The organism is Butyrivibrio sp. LC3010, from assembly GCF_000424385.1.
In the GTDB taxonomy this organism is placed as follows: domain Bacteria; phylum Bacillota; class Clostridia; order Lachnospirales; family Lachnospiraceae; genus Butyrivibrio.
Map to the genome: position 1 here is coordinate 151,778 of NZ_AUJU01000006.1, position 26,764 is coordinate 178,541.

A 26,764-nucleotide genomic window follows, 5' to 3' on the forward strand; every position below is an offset into this window, starting at 1 on the left:
ATTATGATAGTTTATGATTTTATAATATTTAATTCAAACTTTCGTTAGAAATCTTATGTTTCTTTTATGCTTCGTACATACTTTAGACAAACATTCTTTGTATTATAATCCTATCAGAAGTGAGAACTTCTGACTCCCCCAACAAAACTTTTTTCATACCAGAGCTGTCAGATTCCCCATCTGACAGCTCCTCCTCCCTAAAGAGATATTTTTGGTAAGTCAGCCTCAGAGCTGGCTTTTTTTGTACATAGCACTAGTTAGAGTCATACAAGTCCACTTAGCGAGGTTCTTTACGAGCTTTATCTTTTCTTTCTATTTCTGCCACGCTGCGAATTAGGCCCGCCTTTATGAGATGTATTCTTCTCACCTTTTGCATGGGATTTTTCGCCTTTTGCGTGCACTTTATCACCCTTTACATGTACATTGCCGCTCTTGGTAGGTGCTTTCCTGTCATTCTTATTATTAGCATTCTTTCCGAAAGCTTTATCAGTGGGCTTTCTCGGCGGTATCAAAAACTGAGGGCCAAATCCGATAAGGTCCTCTCTGTTTTCTCTTAAAAGTGCTTCCTTAACCAGTTCATAGTTCTCAGGTCTTCTGAACTGAATAAGTGCTCTCTGCATTGCCTTCTCATGTGGATCCCTTGCAACATATACCGGTTCCATGGTTATTGGATCTATTCCTGTGTAGTACATGCAGGTTGATACCGTTCCGGGTGTAGGATAAAAATCCTGCACCTGCTCAGGGCTTAATCTATGTTTGCATAGATATTCGGCAAGGGCTATTGCATCCTTAAGTGTACTTCCCGGATGGGATGACATCAGATATGGCACTGCGTATTGCTGTTTTCCTATCTGCTCATTTATGCGATCAAACTTCTCGATAAAGCGGTCATATACCTTAACTTTAGGCTTACCCATTTTATTCAGTACATTGTCCGAAATATGCTCGGGAGCGACACGAAGCTGTCCGCTTATGTGATGCATGCAAAGCTCTCTTAAAAATGAATCATCCTTATCCGCCAGAAGATAATCAAACCTTATGCCTGATCTGACAAATACTTTCTTAACTCCCGGGAGATTTCTGAGCTTTTTAAGAAGGCTTAGATAATCACTGTGGTCCACATCCATATTTCTGCACACCTCAGGATGAAGGCACTTCTTATCCGGACAGGCACCAAACTTCATCTGTTTTTTGCAGGCAGCCTTTCTAAACTGGGCAGTAGGACCTCCAACATCATGAATGTATCCTTTAAAATCCTTCTCCTCAGTAAAAATCCTGGCTTCACGAATTATTGATTCATGACTTCTTCCCTGCACAATTCTTCCCTGATGGAAAGTCAGTGCGCAAAAGTTACATTCACCAAAGCATCCTCTATTGGAAGTGAGCGAATATTTAATCTCATCAAATGCAGGAATACCTCCGGCTGCATCATACGAAGGATGCCATGCTCTTAAGTATTCTCTCTCATATACATCATCGAATTCCTGCTGTGTAAGAGGTCTTGATGGCGGATTCTGAACTACAAACAGGCTCCCATCATAGGTTTCATACAGACGTTTTCCGTTGAAAGGATCGGTATTTCTATACTGGATCCTGAAGCTCTCGGCATATTTTCTCTTATCACTTTTAATTTCTTCAAAGGACGGGAGTTTGATTGCTTCATAGATACTCTCTTCATCCCTGGTCTTATAAACAGTACCGTTTATATAGGTAATATCAGATACTGCCATTCCGGATGCGAGAGCATCAGCTATTTCCACAATACTTATCTCTCCCATACCATAGGAGATAATATCTGCTCCTGAATCAAGGAGAATTGAGCGCCTGACTTTATTGGACCAGTAATCATAATGCCCAAGTCTTCTCAGACTCGCTTCGATTCCTCCGATTATTATAGGTTCATGCTTATATACCTTACGGATCAGATTGCAATAAACTATTGTCGCATAATCCGGGCGTCTGCCCATCTCCCCTCCGGGGCTGTAAGCATCTGTTTTTCTGCGCTTACCGGCAACAGTATAGTGATTCACCATCGAGTCCATATTCCCGGCAGATACGAGGAATCCCAGTCTTGGCGTTCCAAGGACTGTTATACTGTTCTCATCTCTAAAATCAGGCTGACAAATAAGGCCCACGCTGTATCCGTGAGCCTCAAGTGTTCTGGTTATTATCGCGGCGCCAAAGCTTGAATGATCAACATATGCATCTCCGCACACGTAGACAAAATCAAGCTGATCTATCCCGCGTTCAATTAAATCGTCCCTACTGAATGGAGGAAACTTATTCATTCCTTACCCTCATCCATTTCTGCAAGAAGCTTGTTTGCATATACAAGCCTTACACAAACTGTAAATATTTCCATAGCTGTTCTGAGATCGCCAAGTGAAGGATATGTAGGTGCAATTCTGATGTTACTATCCTTAGGATCTTTCTTGTAAGGATATGTAGCACCTGCGCCTGTCATTGTAACTCCTGCCTTCTTAGCTCTGTCAACGATGGCCTTGGCACATCCCTCTGGAGCATCAAAGCTGATGAAATATCCTCCCTTCGGTCTTGTCCACTCACCAATGTTATAAGGAGCAAGATCTCTGTCAAGAATTTCTAAAACAGCTTCAAACTTAGGTCTGATAATATCAGCATGCTTTCTCATATGAGCCTTCATACCATCTATATCGCCAAAGAATCTCACATGGCGAAGCTGATTAACCTTGTCATGTCCGATAGTCTGATTAGTAAGCTGTGCCTTAATCTCTTCAAGGTTATTGAGAGATGTGGCAATAGCTGCTATACCACTTCCGGGGAATGTAATCTTGGATGTGGATGAGAATTTGTAAACCATATCAGGGCTTCCTGCCTTCTTACACTCCTCAAGAATCTCAATGAGGTAATCCTGATCATCATCATATAAGTGATGAATTCCATATGCATTATCCCAGAAAATGCGGAAATCTCTTGCTGCCGGGCGAAGTCTTGCAAATCTTCTAACGGTCTCATCAGAATATGAGTAACCCTGAGGATTTGAATACTTGGGAACGCACCAAATACCCTTGATCGCCTCATCCTCTGATACCAACTTCTCCACAACATCCATATCAGGTCCATCAGGAGTCATCTGAACAGGTATCATCTCTATTCCAAAATATTCAGTGATTGCAAAATGTCTGTCATATCCCGGAACAGGGCAAAGGAACTTAACCTTATCAAGCTTGCACCAGGGTGTATTACCCATAATTCCATGTGTATAAGCTCTTGATACGGTATCATACATAACATTCAGTGATGAATTACCATAAATAATGATATTCTCAGGCTTATTCTCCATCATTGCACCGATAAGTACCTTAGCCTCATGGATTCCGTCAAGCACACCATAATTACGGCAGTCTGTTCCATCCTCACAGGAAAGATCAGCTTCAGAATTAAGTGTATCCATCATTCCCATTGAAATATCAAGCTGCTCATGGCACGGCTTACCTCTTGCCATATTAAGTGTCAGATCCATGTCCTGAAATCTTTTGTATTCAGCCTTTAAATTAGCGAGCTCTTTTTCAAGCTCCTGCTTATTCATCTCCTTGTAATCCTTAATCATAATAGACTCCTCACTTCGCTTTAAACTGCAAAAATTATACAACATATTAATTAGAAATAAAAGTTCTCTATTTAAAGCATTTTGGAAAATTCAATATCAAAAAGAAAGCTGACGTATCACGCCAGCTTAAAATTTTGTTGTTATTTATAATATTTCCATAACGGATTCATAGAAAATGCAAATGCATTATTTTATTGGATCGATCAGGTCTCTATACCATCTAAGTGCATCCGTATATGCTTTATACACTTCGTTCATGTCGATGTTTTCCATAATCATGAGTCTTGAAACCTCCTGCCAGGAAGCATTCTCATATTCAAACATGAACTGTAATATGGGCCACAGATCACCCTTATGACCAATAAGTGCATCCTCGATTTTCTTAGACACATGAACCAGCTTAAGTGACTGTTCCATAGTCTGATCAAGCATTATGTCGAGAAGTGAAAACAGACCTGCAAGGAACAACTCTGCAGCAAATCCTTTAAGATCAAAACAAGCAGACAGATTCTCAGCAAATTTTGCTCTTACCATGGAAATTCGCATGATCTCACTGGGCTTATCAGCACAGAGTTCCTTGGTTACAGCTGTGTTGATCCATCTCTTCAATTCCTTCTGTCCAAGCATGGCAGCTGCATGTCTTACGGAAGTAATCTCTGAATTGATTGTAAGGTGATTAACCATCTCCAGCAATGAAATAACAAGCGCCGGGTCTTTTCCTATTACATCAGCAGCATCCTGAAGATCAAAGTCAGGATTGTTAACAACATTAAGAAGTTCAATATAAGTAACCTTCAGCGGTGTAACGGTTTTCTCTGAATCCTCAACAGGAACTCTGAAGAAATTACCTTCATAAAGGTCGTATGCACCATCAGAGGAAAGTCTTTCATAATCGTCCTTGCTGTCAACGCCAACAGCACAGAGCTTTAATTCAGGATAAGCTCTCTGGAAATAGATTCTCGCACTTCTGATATTGATCTTCCTGTGATCAAGAAGAATATAATCACACATCTCAAGGATAGGCTTGTAGGTTTCAAACTGATTCCCTGCAAGCTTCCTGATGGCTATCTTATAACCCTGTCCCTTTAAATCCCAAAGTCTTGTAAGATAAGGCTCCTCAGGTAAAACAGTACTATCGAGAAGAAGTACGATCATTTTTTGCGGAGCTTTACATTGTTCCTCTATATTAGCGAATAGTGAGATGTTATTGATTTCTACAAATACTTCCTTACCACCTGAAAGCACTGTCGGTCCGACACTATCAACAATATCAAGTCCTACAATATTGACCACATTGTCAAGGAAACCTGTTCCCATAAGATGCGGATTCATAAGATGATTATCTCTCTGTGCAAAAACAGAGTAAGCGCAAACTCTCATCTCATCATCAAAAAGTGGGATCAATGAAGCTAACATCTCATTACTCCTTTCGGACTACTTCGTATTTCGTGAATTTTTGTCTATTAATTTATTATATCATCAGAAAAAAGTATAAACAATTAAAGAAAATAAAATAACAATAAAATATAAAAAACGAGAAAGAAAAAAACAGCCATAAAGGCTGTAAAAAAACAATAATCCGCCCATAAAGGCGGATAAAAATCTAATAATCCCGAGAATGCCGGTTCCGGCTATTTGACTCCTAGCAAACGCCAGGTGGGTTACCGCAGCTTTGTCATTAGTCTTCCTCTCCCATAGCTTGTCTGCACATGTGCAGGGCCGGAGGCGTGACAGCCGAACACGCAATTTAGGTGTCCCGTTTAAAGTAACTGTAGGTTCAAATTACACCGGAGTTGTCGAACATCCCAGGCGAGCTCAATGCTCGATATAAACTGCTCTCTGGCAGTTCTTTAATTATATTATAACCTTGCTACACCCTAAATCAATAGATTTTCAGTGAAAAATTATTAATTATGTATGAAGAAAGCGCATGTAATCTGCATTACATGCGCCAAATTCTGAAACAATTCATCATTATGTGAAAATGAAGCTCTTTTATAAAGGCTTTGTTGCCTCTTTAAGCCATTCCTTGATCTCAGGTTCTTCAATGAGGGGTTCAATTGTCTCATAAACCATCTTGTGATAATCATCAATTGCTGCTATTTCTCTTGGCTGTAAATACTTTTTATCAATCGCATCACGGTCAAGGGGAACATAAGTGAGGTGTCTGAACTCAAGGAATTGTCCATCACTGTTCTTCTCACCGCTTACAACCTCAAGGATGTTTTCAATTCTTATTCCGTGCTCGCCCTCTTTATAAACACCGGGCTCATCAGACACGATCATACCTGCCTTCAGAGCAGCTTCATCCTCAGATGATCTTGACTTCCATCTGATGCTATGAGGTCCCTCATGAACATTTAAGATATAACCGATACCGTGACCTGTTCCGCACTTGTAATCGATACCGATATTCCAGAGTGGCTGTCTTGCAAGAATATCCAGGTTCCTTCCGTTACATCCCTCAAGAAAATGTGCATTTGCAAGCTGTAACATTCCAACAGCAGTAAGAGTATAGTGCTTCTTCTCATCCTCAGTAAGAGGTCCCAGCACTATAGTTCTTGTGACATCCGTTGTACCTCCCATATAGGTTCCGCCGGAATCCACAAGTAAAAAGCTCTTGGGCTCAAGTTTAGCATTTGAGCTTTCAGTTGCTTCATAATGCATCATTGCCGCATTGTCCTTGTAAGCACTGATCGTGGGGAATGAAAGCTCAATAAATCCTGGCAGCTGAGCTCTCATCTCATCAAGATGCATGGCAGCTGTGTATTCATTTAAATCCGCACCATTCTCAACTTCCTTCTTAACCCAATATATAAATCTGGTAAGAGCAGCTGAATCTCTGATATAGACCTCTCTTATATTTTTGAGCTCTGTATCATTTTTGCATGCCTTCATCATTTCTGTAGGATCATAGATATTTTTGATAGTCGCAGAATTATCTTCTGAATTATCCTTGATTGTTCTGTATACTGAATAGCTTACATTTCTCTCATCATAGAGAGTAACGCCGTCATATTCATATTCATCAAGCCAGTTGATAATTCTGTTGTAAGCAATAAGTTCGATTCCGTTTGCCTCACAGTAAGAACGAACCTCATCATTAAGCTCTTCAAACTGTACAAACATATTTACACTTTTCTTTGTTATGAAAAGGTAACTCAGAATAACAGGATTGCACTCAACATCGTTGCCTCTAAGATTTGTAAGCCAGCATATATCATCAAGTTTGCAGAGAAGGTATGCATTTGCATTTTCCTTTTCCATCTCTTTTCTTACATCTGCCAGCTTTTCGGCAAATGATTTTCCGCAAAGTTCATCCGGAAGAACATAAATAGGATTACAGGGAAGCTGAGGTCTGTCCTCCCAAACCTCTCCTGCAAGATCCTTGTCATACTTGATCTTAACCTGCTTTTTCTTAAGCTTCTTCTCGTAGGAAAGTCCTTCTCTTGCAGGCACTACCTTTCCATCAAATCCAAGAACCTGTCCGCTCTGCATGTTATCAGCAAGATACTCTGCGATAGTCGGAACCCCATCTTCTCCCATCTTAAAGAGAATAACACCGGTTCCCTTCATTTCTCTTTCAGCCTGTATAAAATATCTTCCATCAGTCCACATTCCTGCGAAATCCTTTGAAACAACCAGAGTTCCATTGGATCCTGTAAATCCACAGAAATACTCTCTTGCCTTGAAGAAATCTGCTGAATACTCAGAATTGTGATAGTCTGATGTCGGCATAAGATAATAATCTATGCCATTTGCTGCCATTTTTGCTCTGAGGGCAGAGAGTCTGTCCTGTATTATTTTATTCATTTAAATTTATATCCTCCTGAAGAACCCATAATCCGTCTAAATTTTCAGTTAGGATGTCAATCCCGGGGTTCTTTTTATCTGTCTTCCATCGGCACATACTCATGAGTATCGCTAACTGCCATATATGCCGGTCTTATTATCTTGCTGTTATTAGCAAGCTCTTCCATTCTGTGAGCGCTCCAGCCTACAATACGTGCAATTGCGAACATAGGAGTAAACAGCTCCTCAGGAAGCTCAAGCATTTTATAAACAAATCCGGAATAGAAGTCCACGTTTATGCTAACGCCCTTATACATCTTGCGCTCATTGCTGATGACCTCCGGAGCAAGCCTTTCAACTGTCTCATAAAGTGCCAGCTCTTTTTCCATTCCTTTTTCCTTCGCAAGCTTAATGGTGTATTCCTTAAGAAGGACTGCTCTTGGGTCAGATTTTGAATAGATAGCATGTCCAACACCATAAATAAGACCTGCTTTATCAAAAGCCTCTTTATGAAGAAGCTTTTTAAGGTATTCTTTTACTTCATCCTCATCGGTCCAATCCTTAAGTTCTTTCTCCATCTGGTCAAACATATGAATAACCTTTATGTTGGCACCACCGTGACGCGGTCCTTTAAGAGATCCAATGGCCGCAGCAATTACGGAATAAGTGTCAGTCATCGATGAGCTTACAACGTGAGTTGTAAAGGATGAGTTGTTACCTCCTCCATGCTCCATATGAAGGATCAGGCAAATATCCAAAAGCCTTGCTTCAAGTTCAGTATATTTACTGTCGGGCCTGAGCAAATAAAGGATATGCTCTGCTGTTGACAGCTCAGCCTTCGGCGGATGAATAAAAAGACTGTTCCCCTCATGGTAATGGTTATACGCCTGATATCCATATATTGCAAGAAGAGGGAAAAGACTTATCATCTGAAGACTCTGCCTTAGTACATTAGGCATTGAAACGTCATCTGCATGATCATCATAGGAATAAAGTGTAAGAACACTTCGCGACAAGGTATTCATCATGTCACGGCTCGGAGCCTTCATAATGATATCCCTTACAAAACCGGTAGGAAGAGACCTGTAAAAACCAAGGAGCTGCGTAAAACCACGGAGTTCCTCTTTATTCGGAAGCTTACCAAATAAAAGCAGATAAGCTGCTTCTTCAAAGCCGAATTTAGAATTACTGGCAGTTCCATGAACTATTTCTCTTACGTTAATTCCGCGATAGAATAACTCTCCATCTGCAGGAACTCTCTCCCCATTAACTTCCTTGGTTGCATTTATTGTGGAGATATTGGTTAGACCGGTCAGTACACCTTTACCATTTAAATCACGAAGCCCTCGCTTTACATCATATTTTGTAAAAAGCTCCGGATCTATTCGGTCTGCACCCTCAACAACCTTAGCGAGATCGACTAATTCCGGTGTGTTATCTGAGTAAATGTTTCTCTCGTTGTCTTTGTTTCCCATAATACCTCCTATATAATGCTATTTTTTTCTGTCTAAGTCCGGTCCGGATACTGATACCGTAAGCGCCCAAAGGACGTGCGCTAACTGTAAACATCTCCTGTATTTTCCCACTATCTGCCAGCACAGCTGACAGACAGTGTAAATATTTTTGTATTTTATCTCTTTACTTCAAAAACTCCCTTACAGCATCAGCAAGTGCATCCTTTGCTACAACCTTATCATGTCTTACAGCCGCATCACGAATTGATGTAACAGCCTCGGGAATCTCGACTCCGGATACCTCTGAAAGCTTATCCGCAAGCTGGAAATCATCAAGACTCTCATCGTCCTTAGAAAGAGCCTGCATAACACTTCTTGTAAACTTGTAGGGACTTGCCGTAGAAGCGATTACTGTAACAGTCTTATCCCCGGTTTCCTCTCTATATTTATTATACACGCAAGAAGCGACTGCGGTATGAGTATCTATAAGATATCCTGTTTTTTCGAACAAATCACGTATAGTCTTAGCTGTCTCATCTTCTGTAGCATAACCGCCATAAAAGCACTCAAGCGCATTTTTCATAGAGTCTGAAATTGCATACTTTCCATCCTCTGTAAGCTGCTTCATATAAGAAGCATCCTTCGCTGCATCATCACCTGCAATATGATAAATAAGACGCTCAAGGTTTGATGAGATAAGAATATCCATTGAAGGTGAGCTTGTAAGAATAAACTCACGATTTCTGTCGTATTCGCCTGTCTTAAAGAAGTCATACAGAACCTTGTTTGAATTGGATGCACAGATAAATGTCTTTATCGGAAGTCCCATCTTTCCTGCATAATAAGCGGCAAGAATATTACCAAAATTACCAGTGGGAACAACTACATTTATCACATCATTCTCAGCGATTCTTCCTTCCTTAAGAAGTCTTGTGTATGCATAAACATAATAAACAATCTGAGGAACAAGACGTCCGATATTTATGGAATTTGCAGATGAAAACTGGAATCCTTTTTCATCAAGCTCTTTTGCGAATTCAGGATCTGTAAAAATCTTCTTAACTCCGGTCTGAGCATCATCGAAGTTACCCTCGATACCTATAACGCAGGTGTTGTCACCTTCCTGAGTAACCATCTGCTTTTCCTGGATTGGTGATACACCGTTCTTGGGATAGAAAACCATGATTCTTGTTCCGGGAACATTTGCGAATCCTGCAAGTGCAGCCTTTCCTGTGTCACCGCTGGTAGCAGTAAGAATTACGATCTCATTTTTGATGTTGTTCTTCTTTGCTGCAGTTGTCATTAAATATGGAAGGATTGAAAGTGCCATATCCTTGAATGCAATTGTCTTTCCGTGATATAGCTCAAGATAAAATGCACCGTCAGCTTCAGTCATAGGTGCCATCTCTTCTGTATCGAATTTAGAGTCATATGCATGATCTATACAATATCTCAGCTCTTCTTCCGTAAAATCAGAAAGCAAAAGCTTCATAACCTGATAAGCTGTCTCACGATAGTCCATCTCCTTAAACTCTGAAAGGCTCTTGTCAAGCTTCGGAATACTATCAGGAACAAAAAGTCCTCCATCTGCTGCAAGTCCCTTCAAAATAGCCTGGGAAGCTGTTACCTTCTGCTTATCACCTCTGGTGCTTGAATACATAACGTTCATGTTGCTAGACTCCTCCGTTTTTTCTTATTTCCGCATTGCTGTTGATATGATAGAATAGTTATAAGACAACTCTTCACTGATGAGTAGTTTGATGTTTTTCTTATGATAAAAAACTATACTTTGAGTACAAAGTATACCACATAATTGCATATAAATACATAAATAATTATAAACACCGCTTTCGGAACTATTGATTTTAAGCTTATAGGGGTAAACTTAAAATGGCAAACAAAGTTGCGGGAGTGTATGAAACAAGTTTGAAGGATGGGACGAAGTCCTATAGGGCTTCAATTACTTTCAAGGGGAAACATATCGCACTGGGTTCCTTCTCTGATGCACAGCATGCCGGGGATGCATATTCGCAGGCGCAGGACATTCTTTCGGACAGTTCCTTTACCCTGTCATCCTATGAGAAGGAAAAATCGCTTTCTTTTGAAAAGTGCGTTGTCCTGATCAATTTCAGAGACAAGGGGCTGTATATTCCTACGCCGATCTATCTTGAAAAAAAGTACTTCTTTTACTATCTCTCACCAAACCACATGCTCATATTCGATATTGATGATCTGTTTTATTATTCATCACACAAGATTATGAAAAGGGGTTCTCATTTATTTGTGGCTGATTATGGTTCACAGATAAGTATCCTCAGCAGATATGGTATAAGAAGTTATGCGGTTGAGGGTCGTGACTACCGCTTTGCCAACGGCAATGCCAATGATCTTCGCTACGAAAATATTGAAGTATTAAACAGATATCACGGTGTCCGCCAATACGCAGAGCGCGGATTCCTGAAATATAAAACTGTCATTCATGTAAACGGTGATTACGTTGTAGGAAAATACAACACAGAGAATGAAGCAGCCATAGCCTACAACAAGGCTGCAGATATTCTAAAAAAGAATGGCATAGATAAAAACTACATGCTGAATTATATTGAGGATCTTACAGCTTCGCAGTACGCAGATCTTTACTCATGTATTAAGATTTCTCCTAAAATAATGAAGCTTACCGGATGATCTGTTTTCAGGGACATAATATGTATTCAATAAGAGCTTATGCCCGCAGTTATCTGTGGGCAATTATTATTTTAACTATAGTATTTTTATGCATACAGGTTTCAGGGTGCGCTGTCGCCTCTACAGAAGAGTCTAATCAGAAAGTAGGCTTTTATTTTGATACCGTTATCACGCTTACCGCCTACAATAAAGACTTTTTGTCCAATGATTCCCCATTTTTCACAAAAAATGCTGACGCTTCTGAAAGATGTCTGTCTTTTTTGGATGAGTGTCTTTTACAATGCGATCACTATGAAAAATTGTTCTCTACTCAAAAAAAGCATAGTGATATCTGGAATATCAACCATTCCTTTGGCAATTCAGTCGAAATAGACTATTCAACATATGATTTATTAAGCAAGGCGCTCTATTATGCAGAGCTGTCTAATGGCGCCTTCGATCCCACAATTGGTAAAATTACGGATCTTTGGGATTTTCATGCAGATTCAGGAAAACAGCTCCCTGACCATAACGTAGTTGAAAAGGATCTCCTTCATGTTGATTACAAAAATATAAAGCTTACGAAAGAAGACGGAAAATATTATGCCCGCCTTCTGGACCCTGAGTCAAAGATTGATCTTGGCGGTATTGCCAAGGGTTATATAGCAGACAAGTTAAAAGAATTCTATAAGGAAAAAGGAGTAAGAAACGGCATTATCAATTTAGGCGGAAATGTCCTGCTTGTAGGAGGAAAACCTGCTAACGGAGCGTCATATAATGTAGGCATACAAAGGCCTTTTGGCGAAGCTTCCGAATCCATGCTCACTTTATCTTTAAAGGATAAATCAGTGGTAACTTCCGGAATATATGATCGCTATTTTGAGAAGAACGGAATACTCTACCACCATATTCTAAACACTGCCACAGGGTTTCCTGTAAGGAACAACGTCTACAGTGCAACCATTGTCTCAGACTCGTCTGTTGACGGTGATGCTCTGTCTACAATCTGCCTGTCCCTTGGCGTAGAAAAAGGGATGGATCTCATAGATTCCATCCCTGATACTTACGTTCTGTTTATAACAGACAAATATGAAGTTGTTTATTCAGACGGATTCCCGGGACTTAACCCTTAAAGCATAAGGTTCATATTACTTCTCTGCTCTTCATCTTCCATCTGCTTATTCTGCATCTGCATACGATATGTATCAAGTAGCTGAGTCTTCTTGAGCTCAGTTATCTCCTGAGCAATATCTGTATCTGCTATGCTGCTCTGTGCACTTAAGAGATTCTCTTTTGCTATGGAATTGTAGCTCACATCAGCTTCAAGTCCATTTGTTACAGCGCCTACCTGGCCTCTTGCATCGTTAACGCTCTTTAATGCGCTGTCGATGGAGTCGATGTCATTAACATCGACATTATCAAGTCCAAGTGACTTCATCTGTGAAGAATTAAGTTGTTGGCCAATTCCCTTCATTAACTGAGAATTAGCATTGGAGATGTCGCCGCGCTCGCTATCTGACAAAGTGTCATTTTTAGCATATACAGCATTCTCACGCATGCTCTGCAGATAATCGGTTACTCCGTCAAGAACGCCGTCACTGATATTCTGTCTGTTGACGTTGTCCTGTCCGTTTCTGACCAAAACTCCAGCGGTCCTCTGCTCTTTTTCAAGCTTCTGACTTATAGCAAGCTCCGCTGCACCATCTGCAGCTCTCGGAAGCTTATTGCCACTGGCGATCTTCCCATAGGAATAATTATTAAAACTGTTACTTCCTATTCCTCCTATCATAATTGCGCTCCTTTCTTCCTCCGTGAATAAGGATAAATCCATTTTCGCGCCGCAGCCTAATCTCCGGTCCCCACCATTAATAGCTGCTGGCATGCCTTTTGTCTAAAAAGACACACTTAGGATCCTTCCTAAATCTCTGCCACTCAGAGCAGTATATTCTTATAGTTATCTTGACTATAACATTTTCAGTCAATTTTGTAAATAGTTAAAATTTTATGACTAGTCAGCTATTTAATTGTATAAAATAGACATCAAACCTTAAATCCACTAATAAGTGTCTCGATTTTGTCAGAAGAGTCTGAAACAGCTGTCGCACTGGTATCGACACCCTTTGAATTCTCAGCAACCAGCTCGGCACTTGATGTAAGGTGGGTTGTGGTTGCACTTACTTCCTGAGTACTTGCAGACTGTTCCTCAGAAATAGCCGCCATGGATGTAGCTATCTCATCAACATTTCCTACCTTGGCAATCATCTCACCTACAATATCACTGGTTTCATCCAGACTCTTAAATATCTCTTCAAAAGTCGCACCTGCTGTATTTACAGCATCCATATTAGCGCTTATCTCATTCATGTTTGCCTGGGACTTATCTGACAATTCTTTTATTTGTGCAGTAATATCCTTAATAATTGCAGCAATCTGAGTGGTAGACTCAGCACTGTTATTTGCAAGCTGTCCGATTTCAGTAGCAACAACAGCAAAGCCTTTACCTGCATCACCTGCTCTTGCTGCTTCAATTGAAGCATTCAGTGAAAGGAGGTTCGTTTGTGAAGCGATGGAGTTGATGATCTCTATTATGGAATTGATCTTATCAGCAGATTCTCCAACGTCTCCAACTACTCTGTTCATATCTTCCATGGAATTTGCAATACCGCTCATACCGGTCTGAACAACTTCCATATCTCTCTGTCCGTCTCTTGCCTTGGTAACAAGACTTTCCATAGTTTCTCTTGTCTGGTTACTCTTATCTGTAAGATTACTTACCTCCTGTGCAAGAGTTGTGGCCTGATTGGCAAGCTCTGTAACTGCATCAGCCATATCATCCATAGCACCCTGAATCTGCTGCATTGCCTTGCTCTGCTCATCTGCCTGTAAATTAAGATCACTGGATGCATTTTTAGAATTTGCAGCCTCATCTGCAAGCTGTTCCGTAACATTTCTAAGCTGGGTAAGCGTATCTCTCATCTGCTGAACATACTCGAACATATTAGAGTTCATTACGCCAATCTCGTTATCATTATCCTTACCCTTTTTAATATCAACAGTGAAGTCGCCCTGTGCAATTCTTGTAATATTGCTTGTAAGTGCACTTACCGGTTTTGTGATCATACTATTGATAACCTGAAGCATTACAACAGCCATTACCACGATCATGATAACTGCGATAATCGCACTTATTAATATGAAATTGTAAAGAGGAGCAAGAATATCGCCCTCAGCTACAAATGAAACAAGCTGCCATGTTGTTCCATCGACGGGATCAAAGGATACGTAATAAGTTTTTCCGTCAGTACCTTTAATATGCTGAATATCTGATGTTCCACCTGCCTCGACAATCTTAGCGACTTCCTGAATGAAACCATCATTTGAAAATTCACTTACATCTTTTCCAATCTGATCAGAAGAAGGTGAGCCAACCATTATTGAGCCATCAAACAGCATGGTTGAGCCTGTTCTCAAAGGCTTAAATGCGCTTGATTTTTCAGAAACACCGGACAGAACTATATCTGTGGACATAACGCCACTCATTCCATCAATCATATTTACAACACGGGAGCCACATACAACCATCTGACCCGTGGTCAAGTCAACTGAAGGAGGTCCGAGGACTACGGTTCTGGACGCTGATCCATTCTTATACCATGCTCGTGTTGTGGGATCATAATCAGCATCAGGTACCCAACCCCCACCATCAACGAATAGCTCTCTTCCAAATGCCAGATATACATCACTTACTTCATTTGGATACTTCTTCATTCCGGTTTCAAGAACTGCTTTGATTTCGGAGGCATCCTCATATTTTGATGATTCAATAACATCAGCAAGACCATCATAATAATTCTTGATTCCGTTCATGGTTGCTGCAATTTCTTCAGAATTTGCCTTAGCTTCCTGCGAAAGACCATTTGTCGCCTCATCTACTATTACGCTTTTTGCCCTGAATGCAATAAAAATCGTAATAAAAGCCAGTGCAACGACAATCATTGGAATAAGAACCAGTAAAAGCTGCGCACTAATATGTTTGATCTGTTTTTTTTCTGAACTTATATTGGCCATAAACTGATACCTCCTAATGATAACTAATTATCAAAATATCAATATAATGATATCATTATGGCATCGTTTATTGATTAAATAAGCATTTAATCTTTATAAGTTTTTTATAAAAAACAAAATCAAATTTTAATATTTTCTCTGTAATTATCTTAATCTCTTGCGAAAATCCGCTCAGATATGCTCAGTAGATTTCAGATAAATAATAAAACTTACAAATTACTGATCACAATCTCATATATTTTCTCATCAGTTACATTTTCATCAGACCTAAGCGCTGTAGCAATCTTTGCATTTATGGTAATGCTGTTGCCATCTATTTCAATTATCGTCTCTATTGCCTCTTTTATCTGTTTTGCAAGATAATCCAAAGCTTCTCTGGTCTTGATAAAAGTAAGAATACCAAAATAGCTCTCCTTAATTCTTCCAACTGCACAGTTGCGACCTACAACCTCTGTGATCTTCTGACACATTCTGACAAGGGATTTTTCGGCTGTATCTTTTCCGTAAGTACTTAAAACTCTGGAATAGCTGGCATTTCTTACGATTATCAGCCCATAGTTCTTTCCCTTATCAAGATACTCACCTGCATAGTCCAGAAGGCAAAGCATAAATGCCTTCGCATTCATTAGTTTTGTAAGAGGATCAATATTATTTGGTATTGCGATATTTTCAAGCCTGTATAATTCTTCTTCCTTATCCTGGAAAAATCCAATCAGACCTATAATCTCCCCATTTCTGTAAACAGGCATCTTCTGGCATACAATGTCGTGAACAACTCCTGACACAATACATTGTCCCTGAGCATCGATTATCATCTTACCTTCATTTAAGACATCCTCTTCATCGCTTTTATAAGACTCACCATCAATATGCCACCCCATATCCTCATCTGTCTTTCCGACAATTTCCTCTATGGATTTAAATCCGTAATAGTCCAGGAATGACTGGCTGGCTCCAAGAAATCTCCTGTTCTTATCCTTCCAGAAGAATTTAACAGAAGAAGCCCATATAATATTATCCCAAAGCTCTGAATAGGTAATTGCTCCGGAATCTGCAAGATATTTATCAACAAGTAACCTTGCCGATGCTGTAAGTCCATCCAGAACTCTGGATACCTCCATGGGAATCGACTTATAGCAAACCAGGAATTCGTTCCCACCGGTCCCCGGAACAGACATCACTATGACATTCTTTCTCCTGTAGGAACCATCTGATTGCTTTATTCTGAATATTTTTTCTATATATCCTTTGCTGCTCTCCTCAACCCTTTTGGGAAGTGTTGATAGATTCATGAAATCCGTAAAATCATTCTTTTCAGCCGAATAGACAACATCATTTGCAAAAATCTGAATAATTGATTTAAGGTCAGAATTTACATAAGAATCATTATTTATGTACTTAAATCTTCCAAGAAGAGGCGCAACGAGATTATCTCCGATATTGATCAGGTCAACCACTTCAAACAGAAGATTAAGATCCCTTAGTTTTGAATCCAGCATGTTACGCTCAGTATTATTCTGATCCATGGTTATGTTCATGATTGAGCCTTTGATAATCGCATGACCATTATGCTTAACCAGACACTTTGCCCTGAACCTCAGGTAATTCCCATTGTCCGTGTAATAGAAGGTTTCAATATTGGAACTGTTCTCAGTAATATTGGCGAACTCTCTGTATTTTTTAAGCAGCGGCGACGCAGTGTGATAGATGCGTCTGTCTATCTCACTGAGGTCAATATCATAGTCGTGAAGAACCTGCCTAATATATGCCCTGTTCATGAAAAGTGTATGAAAATTCTCCCCGTCATCTTCAATGATTTCAAGGGGAATATCGGTATCAATTACACTTGATCCGGCGACGTCATAAAAGTGCCGCCATTGTCTCATTTCGATATCGATTCTTTTTTCCTTAAGATGCTCAAGCATATCTTCGTATTTTTCAGGTCTTCCAAAATAGAAGCCCTGCAGCTGCTCACACCCAATGTTCTGCAAAAACTGGAACTGTTCAACAGTTTCAACACCTTCAGCCAGGGTCTTGATTCCGATTTCCTTAGCCATTGTTATGGTGGAACGCATAATAGCCTTGGACTTTTCAGTAAATGAAGTCAGAAAATTCATGTCCATTTTCAGCATGTCAAAATCGTAGTCTTTGAGAAGATTTAAGGTGGAGTATCCGCTTCCGAAATCATCCATCCAAATCTCATAGCCCACTCTTCTGAACTTATTTATAACGTCAAGTAAAAATCCCTCATCTGTGGCGAAGATACTTTCAGTAATTTCAATATGTATATAATCTCTTGGAATATCATATTTAGATGTCTCAGATTCAACCAGTTCAAAGATATCGCACTTTACAAAATCGAGACGGGAAAAATTAATAGATACAGGTACAATTGGATTCCCTTTTTTTAACTCGCGGTCCAGCGTACTGCAGACAATACTAACTATATGACAATCAAGCTTATAAATAAGCTGACTGTCCTCCAGCGGTTTTACAAATAATGCCGGCGGAAGCATCCCCCAATCGGGATCATTCCATCTTGCAAGAGCCTCCACACCGCATAATTTCTTCGTAAGAGCACGGACAACAGGCTGGAAAAATGCCTCTATCCAGCCTTGTTCGATCGCTCTATCTATATTGTTGATAATATAATTTTCCAAGGGTTCCATAAAATATATTTTAGCCGATTTATCGCTTAAAAGTGTTGACTTTACAGAATATTCGGAAAGTTTATATATTTTTAAGATATGACTTTTTGTGGGCAAAAGCGGAAATCGCCCACAAAAATCCTGCCTTCGGCAGGACACGCCCCTCGCTTCGCGAGGACCTGGTCCAATACGATTCCCGTTTTTCTGAGGAAAAACAGGAATCTATGACTTCTTGAACGCATTAAGAAAAATTGTTCAAGCATCCTGCCTTTCTGCAGGACACACCCCTCGCTTCGAAAGAGCCTGGTCCAAAACGATCATCAACCGTTTGAGACACATTTTATCCATCCGGATGCGCTTTCATTATAGCCAGCGTTTGATACCCCATCAGTTATGGCAGCATCACTATTTTTTTCAATATCATCGCTAAAACAGATAGCCTTTAATTTCTCCGGTAGATTGTCGGAATTCAAAAGATAAACATATTCCCCGCCGGACGTTGTCTTGCTATTATATGAAAAATATACGTTATCCCAGCCCTTTTGAGTAATATCAGCATAGTCATAAAGCCCTGTGGCATTAAACAATTCATCCGGAATACAGTTACTTGTCACAGCCTGAATTTCATTTCTATCATTACTGCTCCATTCTCCATGAATGTTCTGCTCTTTTTCCTCATCCCACTGATCAACCTCTATGGTGACTTTATCCATATCGTCGTTGCCATTCCACCAGGATGTCGGGATATTATGCTGTTCCAGAAAAGCTATAGTACCGGTAAATGATGGAAATACATAAAAATTGTACTTGTTGTAGTATTCATAGTACAGCTTATTACCTGTAGCCTTAGATCCATTGATCATTATCGTTGGCGTTTGCTTACTTAAATCATCCAAGGACTGGGCCATAAGTTCATTGGTGTAGATTTTAATGAATTCATCCATATCCTCTTTGCTTAACTTCTGCTCAAAACTACCACTGAGACTCTGTCCGTTTAATCCATCAATTTCACCCTCATTAATTCCGGTAACAGGGAACTTTCCAAGCTTATATTCCTCAGAATCATATAAATCTCTATATATCGCAAATAACTCCTGATCGTTCTTATTTAATTTATACTGTCGTCTTACCCTTTTACCGTTCTTTAAGTTCCACTGTACTGTAAAATATTCATATGAAGGACTATCAACAGTATCATCATATTCATTAAAATCATAGTAAATATAATCAGGGCTAAAGAGTCTGTACTTTATCGCATCTTTATGGCTTTTTTTAGCTTCTATTGCACCTTGTACTGTAAGCTTTTCCACCTTATCAAGGTCAGTAAGTTTCATATGGCTTAAAGCATATTCCATTCCTGAAGCAGTACTGTTGTAGAACGTTACGTTATCTACTCCATCAGTCACCTTTTCAGAGGGTGCTATGATGTTGGGATATGTAAAGTTTTCAGCGATAGCAACACTTTCAACCCTTGATGGCATAGGCTGCCATGTTTCGTATCCAAATATATCGAAAATGAAACCAATGAATATAAGTGATGAAATTACGGCACTTCCAAGAAGTGTTCCTCTGTGTTTAAGACACGCCTTAAAATCAAATTCGTATATGGTCTCTATCACAACATGGATTACGACAAGTCCGCAGATCATACCAAAGATCAGCATTCCAAAACTTCTTGAATAGCCTATAAAATAAATCATCAGTCCGGCTCCAATCGCGCCTACAACAGAAACGATGATTTTAAGTACCGGCTTTGTGATATTGAACGCCATAGCCTTACCTGCTGCCTCTGCAGGTCTCATTTTCACAAGAACCCTTGAGAGAACAAAACATCCGATCGCCAGAATGACAATCATTAACATACCGGGCGCGGCATCAAAGGTATAAAATGCAATCTCATGCTGAGAATCCCCATGGAATCTTTCTATTGTTCTCAGAACCAGAGTAATAGGAGTCCATCTTGTATACGCATCAATACTTGATGAGTCACTCCAGTAACTGGATAAAAAAGTATCCTTAAGTGTTTCGTATACTACCGAGCTTACCGGTCCAAAAAAGAAAAACATAGCGCATCCAAGTGCAGCTACAACTATGTGACCTGTCAAAACAGCCGCAAGGCAGCAGATTTCATAACACATAATAAACATGATAACTACCACAAGAGCGGACGCTGGATACAAAAGAATGGTATTCCAGGTAGCATATCCCTTCACCAGACCCATTATTACGGTAATCATGTTGCATATAAGATATGGAACAGCAAATATAAGAATTCCGCATAGGTTATTCACATCAAAAAGCTGCTGTCTTTTGACTGGCAGTGAGTAATAAAGATCCATCTGCCTGGAATCAAAAAGATATGAATACCCCTGAATTGCCAAAATAAATGCCAACACAAATAATATGAATATAACCGGTCCGTTTCCAAGACCTGCAACGTCATTGTAAAAGTTTATCCTGATGTCACTTAAGTTAGTTGACTCATTCTCAAGTCTCTGTTTGTAATGCCCGAAGATAATCATGGTATATACTATTTGAGCGAAGAAATTTGCTGCTATTGATAATGCTATCGGCCAAAGACGCCTCTTGGATTGCTCTTTAAGCAGATCAGCAAATAATTTTCTTGATGTCATATCCTTCTACCCCCGTTTCACTGATAAATATCTCTTCAAGAGACAATGGCAGTATTTCCATAAAGATCGGATTTTCTGCTCTCAGTGCATCGCCTATATCCTCCTCCTGACCGCGAATGGTCATAGTCACAAGTCTTCCGCGATTCTCTTTTGTCAGAACACAAAGCTTATCCTCAATTCTTTTCTGGCTCTCCTCATCCCTAAAGACACACTGAAGCTTGTGTATATCAGACTTTGCTTCATCAAGGTTCTTTGAAAGGAGTATTCCTCCTTTGTGAAGAAGTCCTACTGTATCGCATATATCCTCTAGTTCTCTAAGGTTGTGGGAGGCAATCACAGGTGTAAAATTCCTGGAGCTCATATCTCCTATAAAAAGACTCTTCACAGCCTGTCTCATCACCGGATCAAGGCCGTCAAAGGTCTCATCGCAATACAGATATCTGGTGCCTGCCACAATGCCAAGTATAATGGATAACTGCTTTTTCATTCCCTTTGAAAATGTCTTTATCTTTCTGTTTTTTTCAAGTCCAAAGTTACTCATGAGGTAATCAAATCTCCCCATATTGTACCCCGGATAAATTCTGCTATAGAAAGTAGCCATTTCCACAGGTGTCGTATTTGGAAAAAATGCCGTGTCATCAGAAATATAGAACAGTTCCCTCTTTATTTCAGGATTCTCATAGACAGGTCTTCCATCTATTGTGACGTTTCCTGTATCCGGCTTAAGTATTCCTGCCGCTATTCTTAAAAATGTACTTTTACCTGCACCATTTGTCCCCACAAGGCCAAACACCTGACCATCCTCAATGGTGAGATCGATTCCGGCTATCGCCTGAATATCGTCAAATCTTTTTGACAGATTTGTCGCCTTTATCATACGTTCCCTCCTTTTACAAACTCTTCATGAATAAAGTCTGTAATTTCCTTTTCTGTAATCCCGACCTTAGATGCCTTTACGATTACCCCTAAAAGCTCATCGAAGAACTCCTTCTTTTTTACCGGAAGCACTTCATCGGCTGCTGCCGCAAATCTTCCTCTCCCGGCAACCGAATAGCACATGCCCTTTTGTTCCAGTGCATCATATGCCTTTTGAATTGTATTGGGGTTGATTGATAAATCCATCGCCAGTGATCTTACAGAAGGTAATGCTTCCCCTGCACCTATTACACCGCATAATATCAGCTCTTCAAGCTTGCCTGATATCTGCTCATACAGGGGTCTTTTGTCTCTGTAATCGATTTCTATCAGCATTTTCCCCTCCTGTTCTTAGTGTACTATGTCATCTAGTACACTAAGGATAATATACCATACACCTCCACCTGTCAACAGGATTAAATAAGACTTTCTAATTTTGTCAATCAGGAAATCCAATGGGATTTAATAATATATAAAAATCCCCCGGTTGTTGCCGAGGGATCATTTGAGTTTATATAGCTTTTGCTTCCATCTCTTCAAACTGACGGGAGAATAATTGATGATAGTAACCACCAATATTTTTCATTAGTTCCTTGTGTTTTCCGCGTTCAATAATCTTACCGTCTTTAACAACAAGGATTATGTCCGCATCTACTACCGTAGATAATCTATGGGCGATCATAAATGATGTACGTCCTTTTATCACCACAGAGATTGCATCCTGTATAGCTTTCTCTGTAACAGTATCTATGGATGAAGTAGCCTCATCCAAAACAAGAATTCTCGGATTTGCAAGTATAGCTCTTGCAAAGGATAATAACTGCTTTTCACCTGTAGAGAGCATGTCACCGCCTTCACCTACATCACTGTCAAGTCCTTCCTCCATTCTCTCCACAATCTTATCTGCAGATACAAGTCTTAGAGCATTCCAGATTTCTTCATCAGTAGCATCAGGATTACCATATCGCAGATTATCACGTACACTTCCTGAAAACAGATGAGGTGTCTGCAAAACGTAACCAATATTGCTGTGAAGCCACAGCTGAGATCTCTCCTTGGCGTTTCTTCCGTCTATCAGAACTTCACCGCTAGTGGGTTCAAAGAATCTGCACACCAGGTTTACCAATGTGGATTTGCCCGCACCGGTCTCTCCCACAATGGCAACGTTAGTCCCCTGAGGAACCTTTAGATTAAAGTGCTCCAGAACATATTCTGTGCCGTCAGGATAGTGGAATGAAACGTCTTTGAATTCCACATCTCCATAGAGTTCCTCCCAGTTTTCTTTCTTAGGATTAAAGGTATCACCGTATTTTGCAATTACCTCAGGAGAATCTGCAACATCCGATTCTGTTTCTATGAGTTTTATGAATCGCTCAACATTAACCTGTACGGCGATAAGCTCTGAGAAGGTGACGATTATGTTCTGAATGGGTTCCAGTATTCCAAGGGAATATGACAGGAAAACAGAAAGTGTTCCGATTTCCATAACCCCTTCCATTGTCAGCACTCCGCCTCTCCACAAAACCAGTGCCAAAGCGCAGGAAGAAAGCATTGTTACAGAGGATGTGAAAAGAGCTGAAAAGTGAGTTGCGTGAACCGCATTTTTCCTGTATTTCTCGGTATCCTCTGTGAAGTCGTGCTGAATCTTGTCTTCTACAACAAGAGTCTTTATCGCTTTTGCCCCTGTAATTCCTTCATTAAAGTTACCGGTGATTGCTGAATTCAGCTCTCTTATCTGTCTGTTCAGTACTATAAGGCGCTTCTGGAAAAATATGACCAACACCACTGCTATAGGTATAAGAGCAAGGATATACAAAGCCAGTCTTAGATTAATAGTGACCATAACAATAAGAACAAACAAAACATAGCTGCCGTTCCATACAATATCCATCATTCTCCAGGCACACATCACACCGATTTTTCCGGTATCACTCATAACCCTCGCATGGATATAGCCGACATTATTCTGGTTAAAATATGAAAAAGACAACTCCTGTAAATGGTTGAAGGCAGCGTTTCTCAAATCCCTGTCTATGGACATCTCTATCTCTCCGACCATGTTGGCACTGGTAAAATCCATAGCAAGTTTCACGAGCAGCATCCCTGCATACAGTAATGCAAAATATCCAATACCTTTAACAGTCCCTTTTGCAATATAGTTATTAAGTGCATATCTGTTAAAAAGTGGTATTGATGAATCAATAAGGCTTACCATACATGCCAGAAATATCATTGTTAATATCTTTGGAATATAAGGTTTTAAAAAGGGAAAGAGCCTTGGCAGACCAAACAGGGGAAGTCTGGTTGCTTTTGTTTGTTTTAAGTTTATTTTTTCAGGCAATGTCTTCTCCTCCTCCCTGAATCTGAATGTCATAAATTCTTCGATATAATCCGTTCTTATCAAGAAGCTCTTCGTGTTTTCCTTCCTCCACAAGCTCTCCGTGACTAAGAACAATTATATGATCAGCATGCATAAGTGTAGTAATTCTGTGCGAAATGATGATAGTAGTTGCCTGTCCGGCATTCTTATCAAGCGCAGCCCTTATCTTTGCATCAGTTTCCGTATCAACTGCAGATAAGGAATCATCAAATATCATGATAGGCGGCTCTGAAACAAGCATCTGAGCTATGGCAGTTCTCTGCTTCTGTCCACCTGAAAGTGTTACACCGCGCTCTCCAACAAATGTATCATAGCCCTCATCAAAGTTACGTATGGTCTCATCAAGTGAAGCCATCTTTGCAGCTTTCCTGATATCCTCCATCTTTGCGGACTTCTTGGTGATTCCGATATTCTCATAAAGGGTTCTTGAGAAAAGGAATGGCTCCTGCAAAACAAGACCAATATTTTTTCTAAGATAATGCATCTTAATATCTCTGATATCTACTCCGCCGACAGTGATACTTCCGCCATCCTCCGGCAGGTTATATAGTCTGTCAAACAAATACATGAGGGTAGATTTACCTGAACCTGTTCCTCCGAGAACCCCCAGCGTCTCTCCGGCTTTTATCTTAAAGCTGACCTTTTTAAGTATTTCCGTGTTACCATTTTCGAATGAAAAGCTTACATTCCTAAACTCTATATCTTTATCAAGAGGCGGTGTTATTGCATTTTCTTTATCGTTCTCCTCCTCAGAATTCATGATGTATCTTAACCTGTCTATGGAAACTCCGGCCTTACTCATATCTGAAATAACACGGCCAAGCATACGTACCGGCCAGGAGATCATGGCATTATAGGATACAAAGGCTATAAATTCGCCCACTGTGATGTTGCCCTGAACGCAGAATATCGTACCCATTACTACAACAGCCATTCCCTGCATTCCTGATATCATGTCATTAGATGTCCAGAATGCAGCCAGAAGTCTCATAAGTCTGATCCACATTTTGGTGTATTCTTTATTTTTGGTCTCAAAACGTTCACGTTCAAACTTCTCTCTGCCAAATGCTCGTACAACCCTGACTCCCGTAAGGTTTTCCTGTGCAATTGCCGATAATTTTCCCTCTTCAATATCCGCGTTCTCAAAAGCCCTTCCTATCTTATTATGGAAAAAGAATGAGTACAGAACGATTAAAGGAATAAATACCAGTGACACTATTGATAGCTTTAAATCTATCTGCAGCATAAAGTTTACAGCCAGTATCAGCATGATCATTATTCTGAAAAGTGATGTAATCTGCTCTGACAGAAACATTTTAATGGTCTCAACATCAGAAGTGCATCGCTGAATAATATCTCCGGTATGATTCTCAGAATGCCATGCAAAGGGCAGATGACAGATATGTTCAAAAAGAACATCCCTCATTCTGCAAATAAGCTTTTCTGCCGCCATGGAATTAAAAAGCTTATTAAAATATCTGAAGCATGCACATAAAAATGCTATCGCAAATACTATAAGTGCGATTACGAATATATGTGTCTTAAGATATTCCTTTCCTCCTGACAGATTTACAATAATTTGCATATATACCGGCATCTCTGACTCGGCATCTCCAAGCAGGTAGTCTACCGTATACTGAATGATCTTAGGGTTTACCATATCCAGAAACGCCACGCCAATTGAAAAGATCACTCCCAGCAGGAAAAAATGTACACTTCCCTTTAGATAAAACAGGACCAGTGATGTTTTAGTAGGAAATTTTTCTTTAGTATTTTTCATAGTCCTCCTCCATAAACGCAAGTTTATATATTTAGTTTTGTCGGATTCGGATACCGTAACATGTGCTAACGGTAACCGGTTCCAACCTTCTTTTGACGAATCCCTATAATTACAAGTGGTACTGTATTTTTCCCGGTACCGTTTACTGCATCTGTAAGGCTTGCGTAACTCCCCTGCCTTGTATAAGATCCATCCGCTTTTTTGCAGTAAATATTATGAATATAAAATCCATCCGCTTCCTTTGATATACATACAGTGTGGAGCTGGGAATTAATATTGCTTTTATCCCAGTAAAATGTCACGATAAACGCCGTATATCTGTCTCCCAATTCATTGATAATATCTGTTCGTCTTGTTGTGATCTTAGCAACCTCGTACCCTTTTTTCTTAAAAAACTGATAAGGTGCTCTGGGTGTTATTCCGAAACCACCCTTTAAAGTGATTCCGGTCTGCTCATAGTATTTGATAAGATAAGTCATAGGAGTCCCCTTATCTCCAAGAACCTTAAGAGCATTATAAGTAGCAATAATTCCGCATCCAGAGTAGGAAATATTGGATTTTTTGTGACTCCCAAACAGCACTTTCCCCCAATCTGACTGGTTTTCTATCAAATCCTTGCCCTCAAGCAAATGCCGACACTCACCTGCAAGAAGTTCCTGATTTTCCTCATAGTGAACATCTCTTATCCTTTTCTTAACAGGTCCTGTGATAACCGATATTCCAGTAAAGAACATCAACACAACTGTATTGGGGATATATGATGGAATTAATTTTTCAAAAAACTTTCCTATTTTTGACATAAACTTTCACCACTATATAAATTATTCTTTACAGCTATTTA

The 26,764-nt window shown here is 39.9% G+C and carries 17 protein-coding genes and 1 other RNA gene; 2 read left to right on the plus strand and 16 right to left on the minus strand.

Annotation, left to right across the window (positions count from 1 at the left end):
* Window positions 1-299: 299 nt before the first annotated feature.
* The 7 genes from G622_RS21965 to thrC form a co-directional block, all read right to left on the minus strand.
* Window positions 300-2,288 carry a YgiQ family radical SAM protein gene (locus G622_RS21965; protein WP_081675207.1) on the minus strand — a complete coding sequence of 663 codons (1,989 nt, stop codon included), beginning with the start codon at window positions 2,286-2,288 and terminating at the stop codon, window positions 300-302.
* Window positions 2,285-3,586: an aminotransferase gene (locus tag G622_RS0106595; RefSeq protein WP_026510043.1), complete on the minus strand. Its 1,302-nt coding sequence runs from the start codon at window positions 3,584-3,586 to the stop codon at window positions 2,285-2,287. Before G622_RS0106595 ends, G622_RS21965 begins: the two co-directional genes overlap by 4 nt.
* A 189-nt stretch (window positions 3,587-3,775) precedes the next feature.
* Window positions 3,776-5,005, minus strand: coding sequence for an EAL and HDOD domain-containing protein (locus G622_RS0106600; RefSeq protein ID WP_026510044.1), 1,230 nt, complete (start codon window positions 5,003-5,005; stop codon window positions 3,776-3,778).
* Window positions 5,006-5,194: 189 nt separating this feature from the next.
* Window positions 5,195-5,404: non-coding RNA, 6S RNA (gene ssrS, locus G622_RS25200), on the minus strand.
* A 180-nt stretch (window positions 5,405-5,584) separates the two neighbouring features.
* On the minus strand, window positions 5,585-7,402 hold the full coding sequence (locus G622_RS0106605) for an aminopeptidase P family protein (protein ID WP_026510045.1): 1,818 nt from the start codon (window positions 7,400-7,402) through the stop codon (window positions 5,585-5,587).
* Between the two features lie 74 nt (window positions 7,403-7,476).
* Window positions 7,477-8,856: a citrate/2-methylcitrate synthase gene (locus G622_RS0106610; RefSeq protein WP_044914853.1), complete on the minus strand. Its 1,380-nt coding sequence runs from the start codon at window positions 8,854-8,856 to the stop codon at window positions 7,477-7,479.
* Between the two features lie 163 nt (window positions 8,857-9,019).
* A complete protein-coding gene (gene thrC, locus G622_RS0106615) occupies window positions 9,020-10,504 on the minus strand; it encodes a threonine synthase (RefSeq protein ID WP_026510047.1) in 1,485 nt (494 codons plus the stop codon).
* Window positions 10,505-10,725: 221 nt separating this feature from the next.
* Here thrC and G622_RS0106620 point away from each other — a divergent pair, with 221 nt between their 5' ends.
* Window positions 10,726-11,520 (plus strand): hypothetical protein, encoded by a 795-nt coding sequence (locus tag G622_RS0106620; RefSeq protein WP_026510048.1) that lies wholly within the window; start codon window positions 10,726-10,728, stop codon window positions 11,518-11,520.
* Window positions 11,517-12,632 carry an FAD:protein FMN transferase gene (locus tag G622_RS0106625; RefSeq protein WP_049945725.1) on the plus strand — a complete coding sequence of 372 codons (1,116 nt, stop codon included), beginning with the start codon at window positions 11,517-11,519 and terminating at the stop codon, window positions 12,630-12,632. The genes G622_RS0106620 and G622_RS0106625 overlap by 4 nt, the downstream gene beginning before the upstream one ends.
* Here G622_RS0106625 and G622_RS0106630 read toward each other — a convergent pair.
* From G622_RS0106630 to G622_RS0106670, 9 genes are all read right to left on the minus strand, one after another.
* Window positions 12,629-13,288 carry a flagellin gene (locus tag G622_RS0106630; RefSeq protein ID WP_196814187.1) on the minus strand — a complete coding sequence of 220 codons (660 nt, stop codon included), beginning with the start codon at window positions 13,286-13,288 and terminating at the stop codon, window positions 12,629-12,631. The two genes, G622_RS0106625 and G622_RS0106630, sit on opposite strands and share 4 nt — an antisense overlap.
* A 251-nt stretch (window positions 13,289-13,539) precedes the next feature.
* The gene (locus tag G622_RS21970) at window positions 13,540-15,567 is read right to left on the minus strand and encodes a methyl-accepting chemotaxis protein (RefSeq protein ID WP_049945726.1); all 2,028 of its coding nucleotides are present in this window, start codon (window positions 15,565-15,567) and stop codon (window positions 13,540-13,542) included.
* 209 nt (window positions 15,568-15,776) lie between these two features.
* Window positions 15,777-18,236 (minus strand): EAL domain-containing protein, encoded by a 2,460-nt coding sequence (locus tag G622_RS24455; RefSeq protein WP_155831428.1) that lies wholly within the window; start codon window positions 18,234-18,236, stop codon window positions 15,777-15,779.
* A gap of 299 nt (window positions 18,237-18,535) precedes the next feature.
* Complete coding sequence (locus G622_RS0106645; protein ID WP_026510051.1) at window positions 18,536-20,848, minus strand: DUF6449 domain-containing protein; 2,313 nt, start codon at window positions 20,846-20,848, stop codon at window positions 18,536-18,538.
* Window positions 20,823-21,725, minus strand: a complete 903-nt coding sequence (locus G622_RS0106650; RefSeq protein WP_026510052.1) for an ABC transporter ATP-binding protein — start codon at window positions 21,723-21,725, stop codon at window positions 20,823-20,825. The genes G622_RS0106645 and G622_RS0106650 overlap by 26 nt, the downstream gene beginning before the upstream one ends.
* On the minus strand, window positions 21,722-22,099 hold the full coding sequence (locus G622_RS0106655) for a GntR family transcriptional regulator (RefSeq protein WP_242832969.1): 378 nt from the start codon (window positions 22,097-22,099) through the stop codon (window positions 21,722-21,724). Before G622_RS0106655 ends, G622_RS0106650 begins: the two co-directional genes overlap by 4 nt.
* Window positions 22,100-22,274: 175 nt before the next feature.
* A complete protein-coding gene (locus G622_RS0106660) occupies window positions 22,275-24,104 on the minus strand; it encodes an ABC transporter ATP-binding protein (RefSeq protein WP_242832970.1) in 1,830 nt (609 codons plus the stop codon).
* Complete coding sequence (locus tag G622_RS0106665; RefSeq protein WP_026510055.1) at window positions 24,097-25,923, minus strand: ABC transporter ATP-binding protein; 1,827 nt, start codon at window positions 25,921-25,923, stop codon at window positions 24,097-24,099. Before G622_RS0106665 ends, G622_RS0106660 begins: the two co-directional genes overlap by 8 nt.
* Before the next feature lie 65 nt (window positions 25,924-25,988).
* Window positions 25,989-26,723 carry a hypothetical protein gene (locus G622_RS0106670; RefSeq protein WP_026510056.1) on the minus strand — a complete coding sequence of 245 codons (735 nt, stop codon included), beginning with the start codon at window positions 26,721-26,723 and terminating at the stop codon, window positions 25,989-25,991.
* Between the last annotated feature and the right edge of the window lie 41 nt (window positions 26,724-26,764).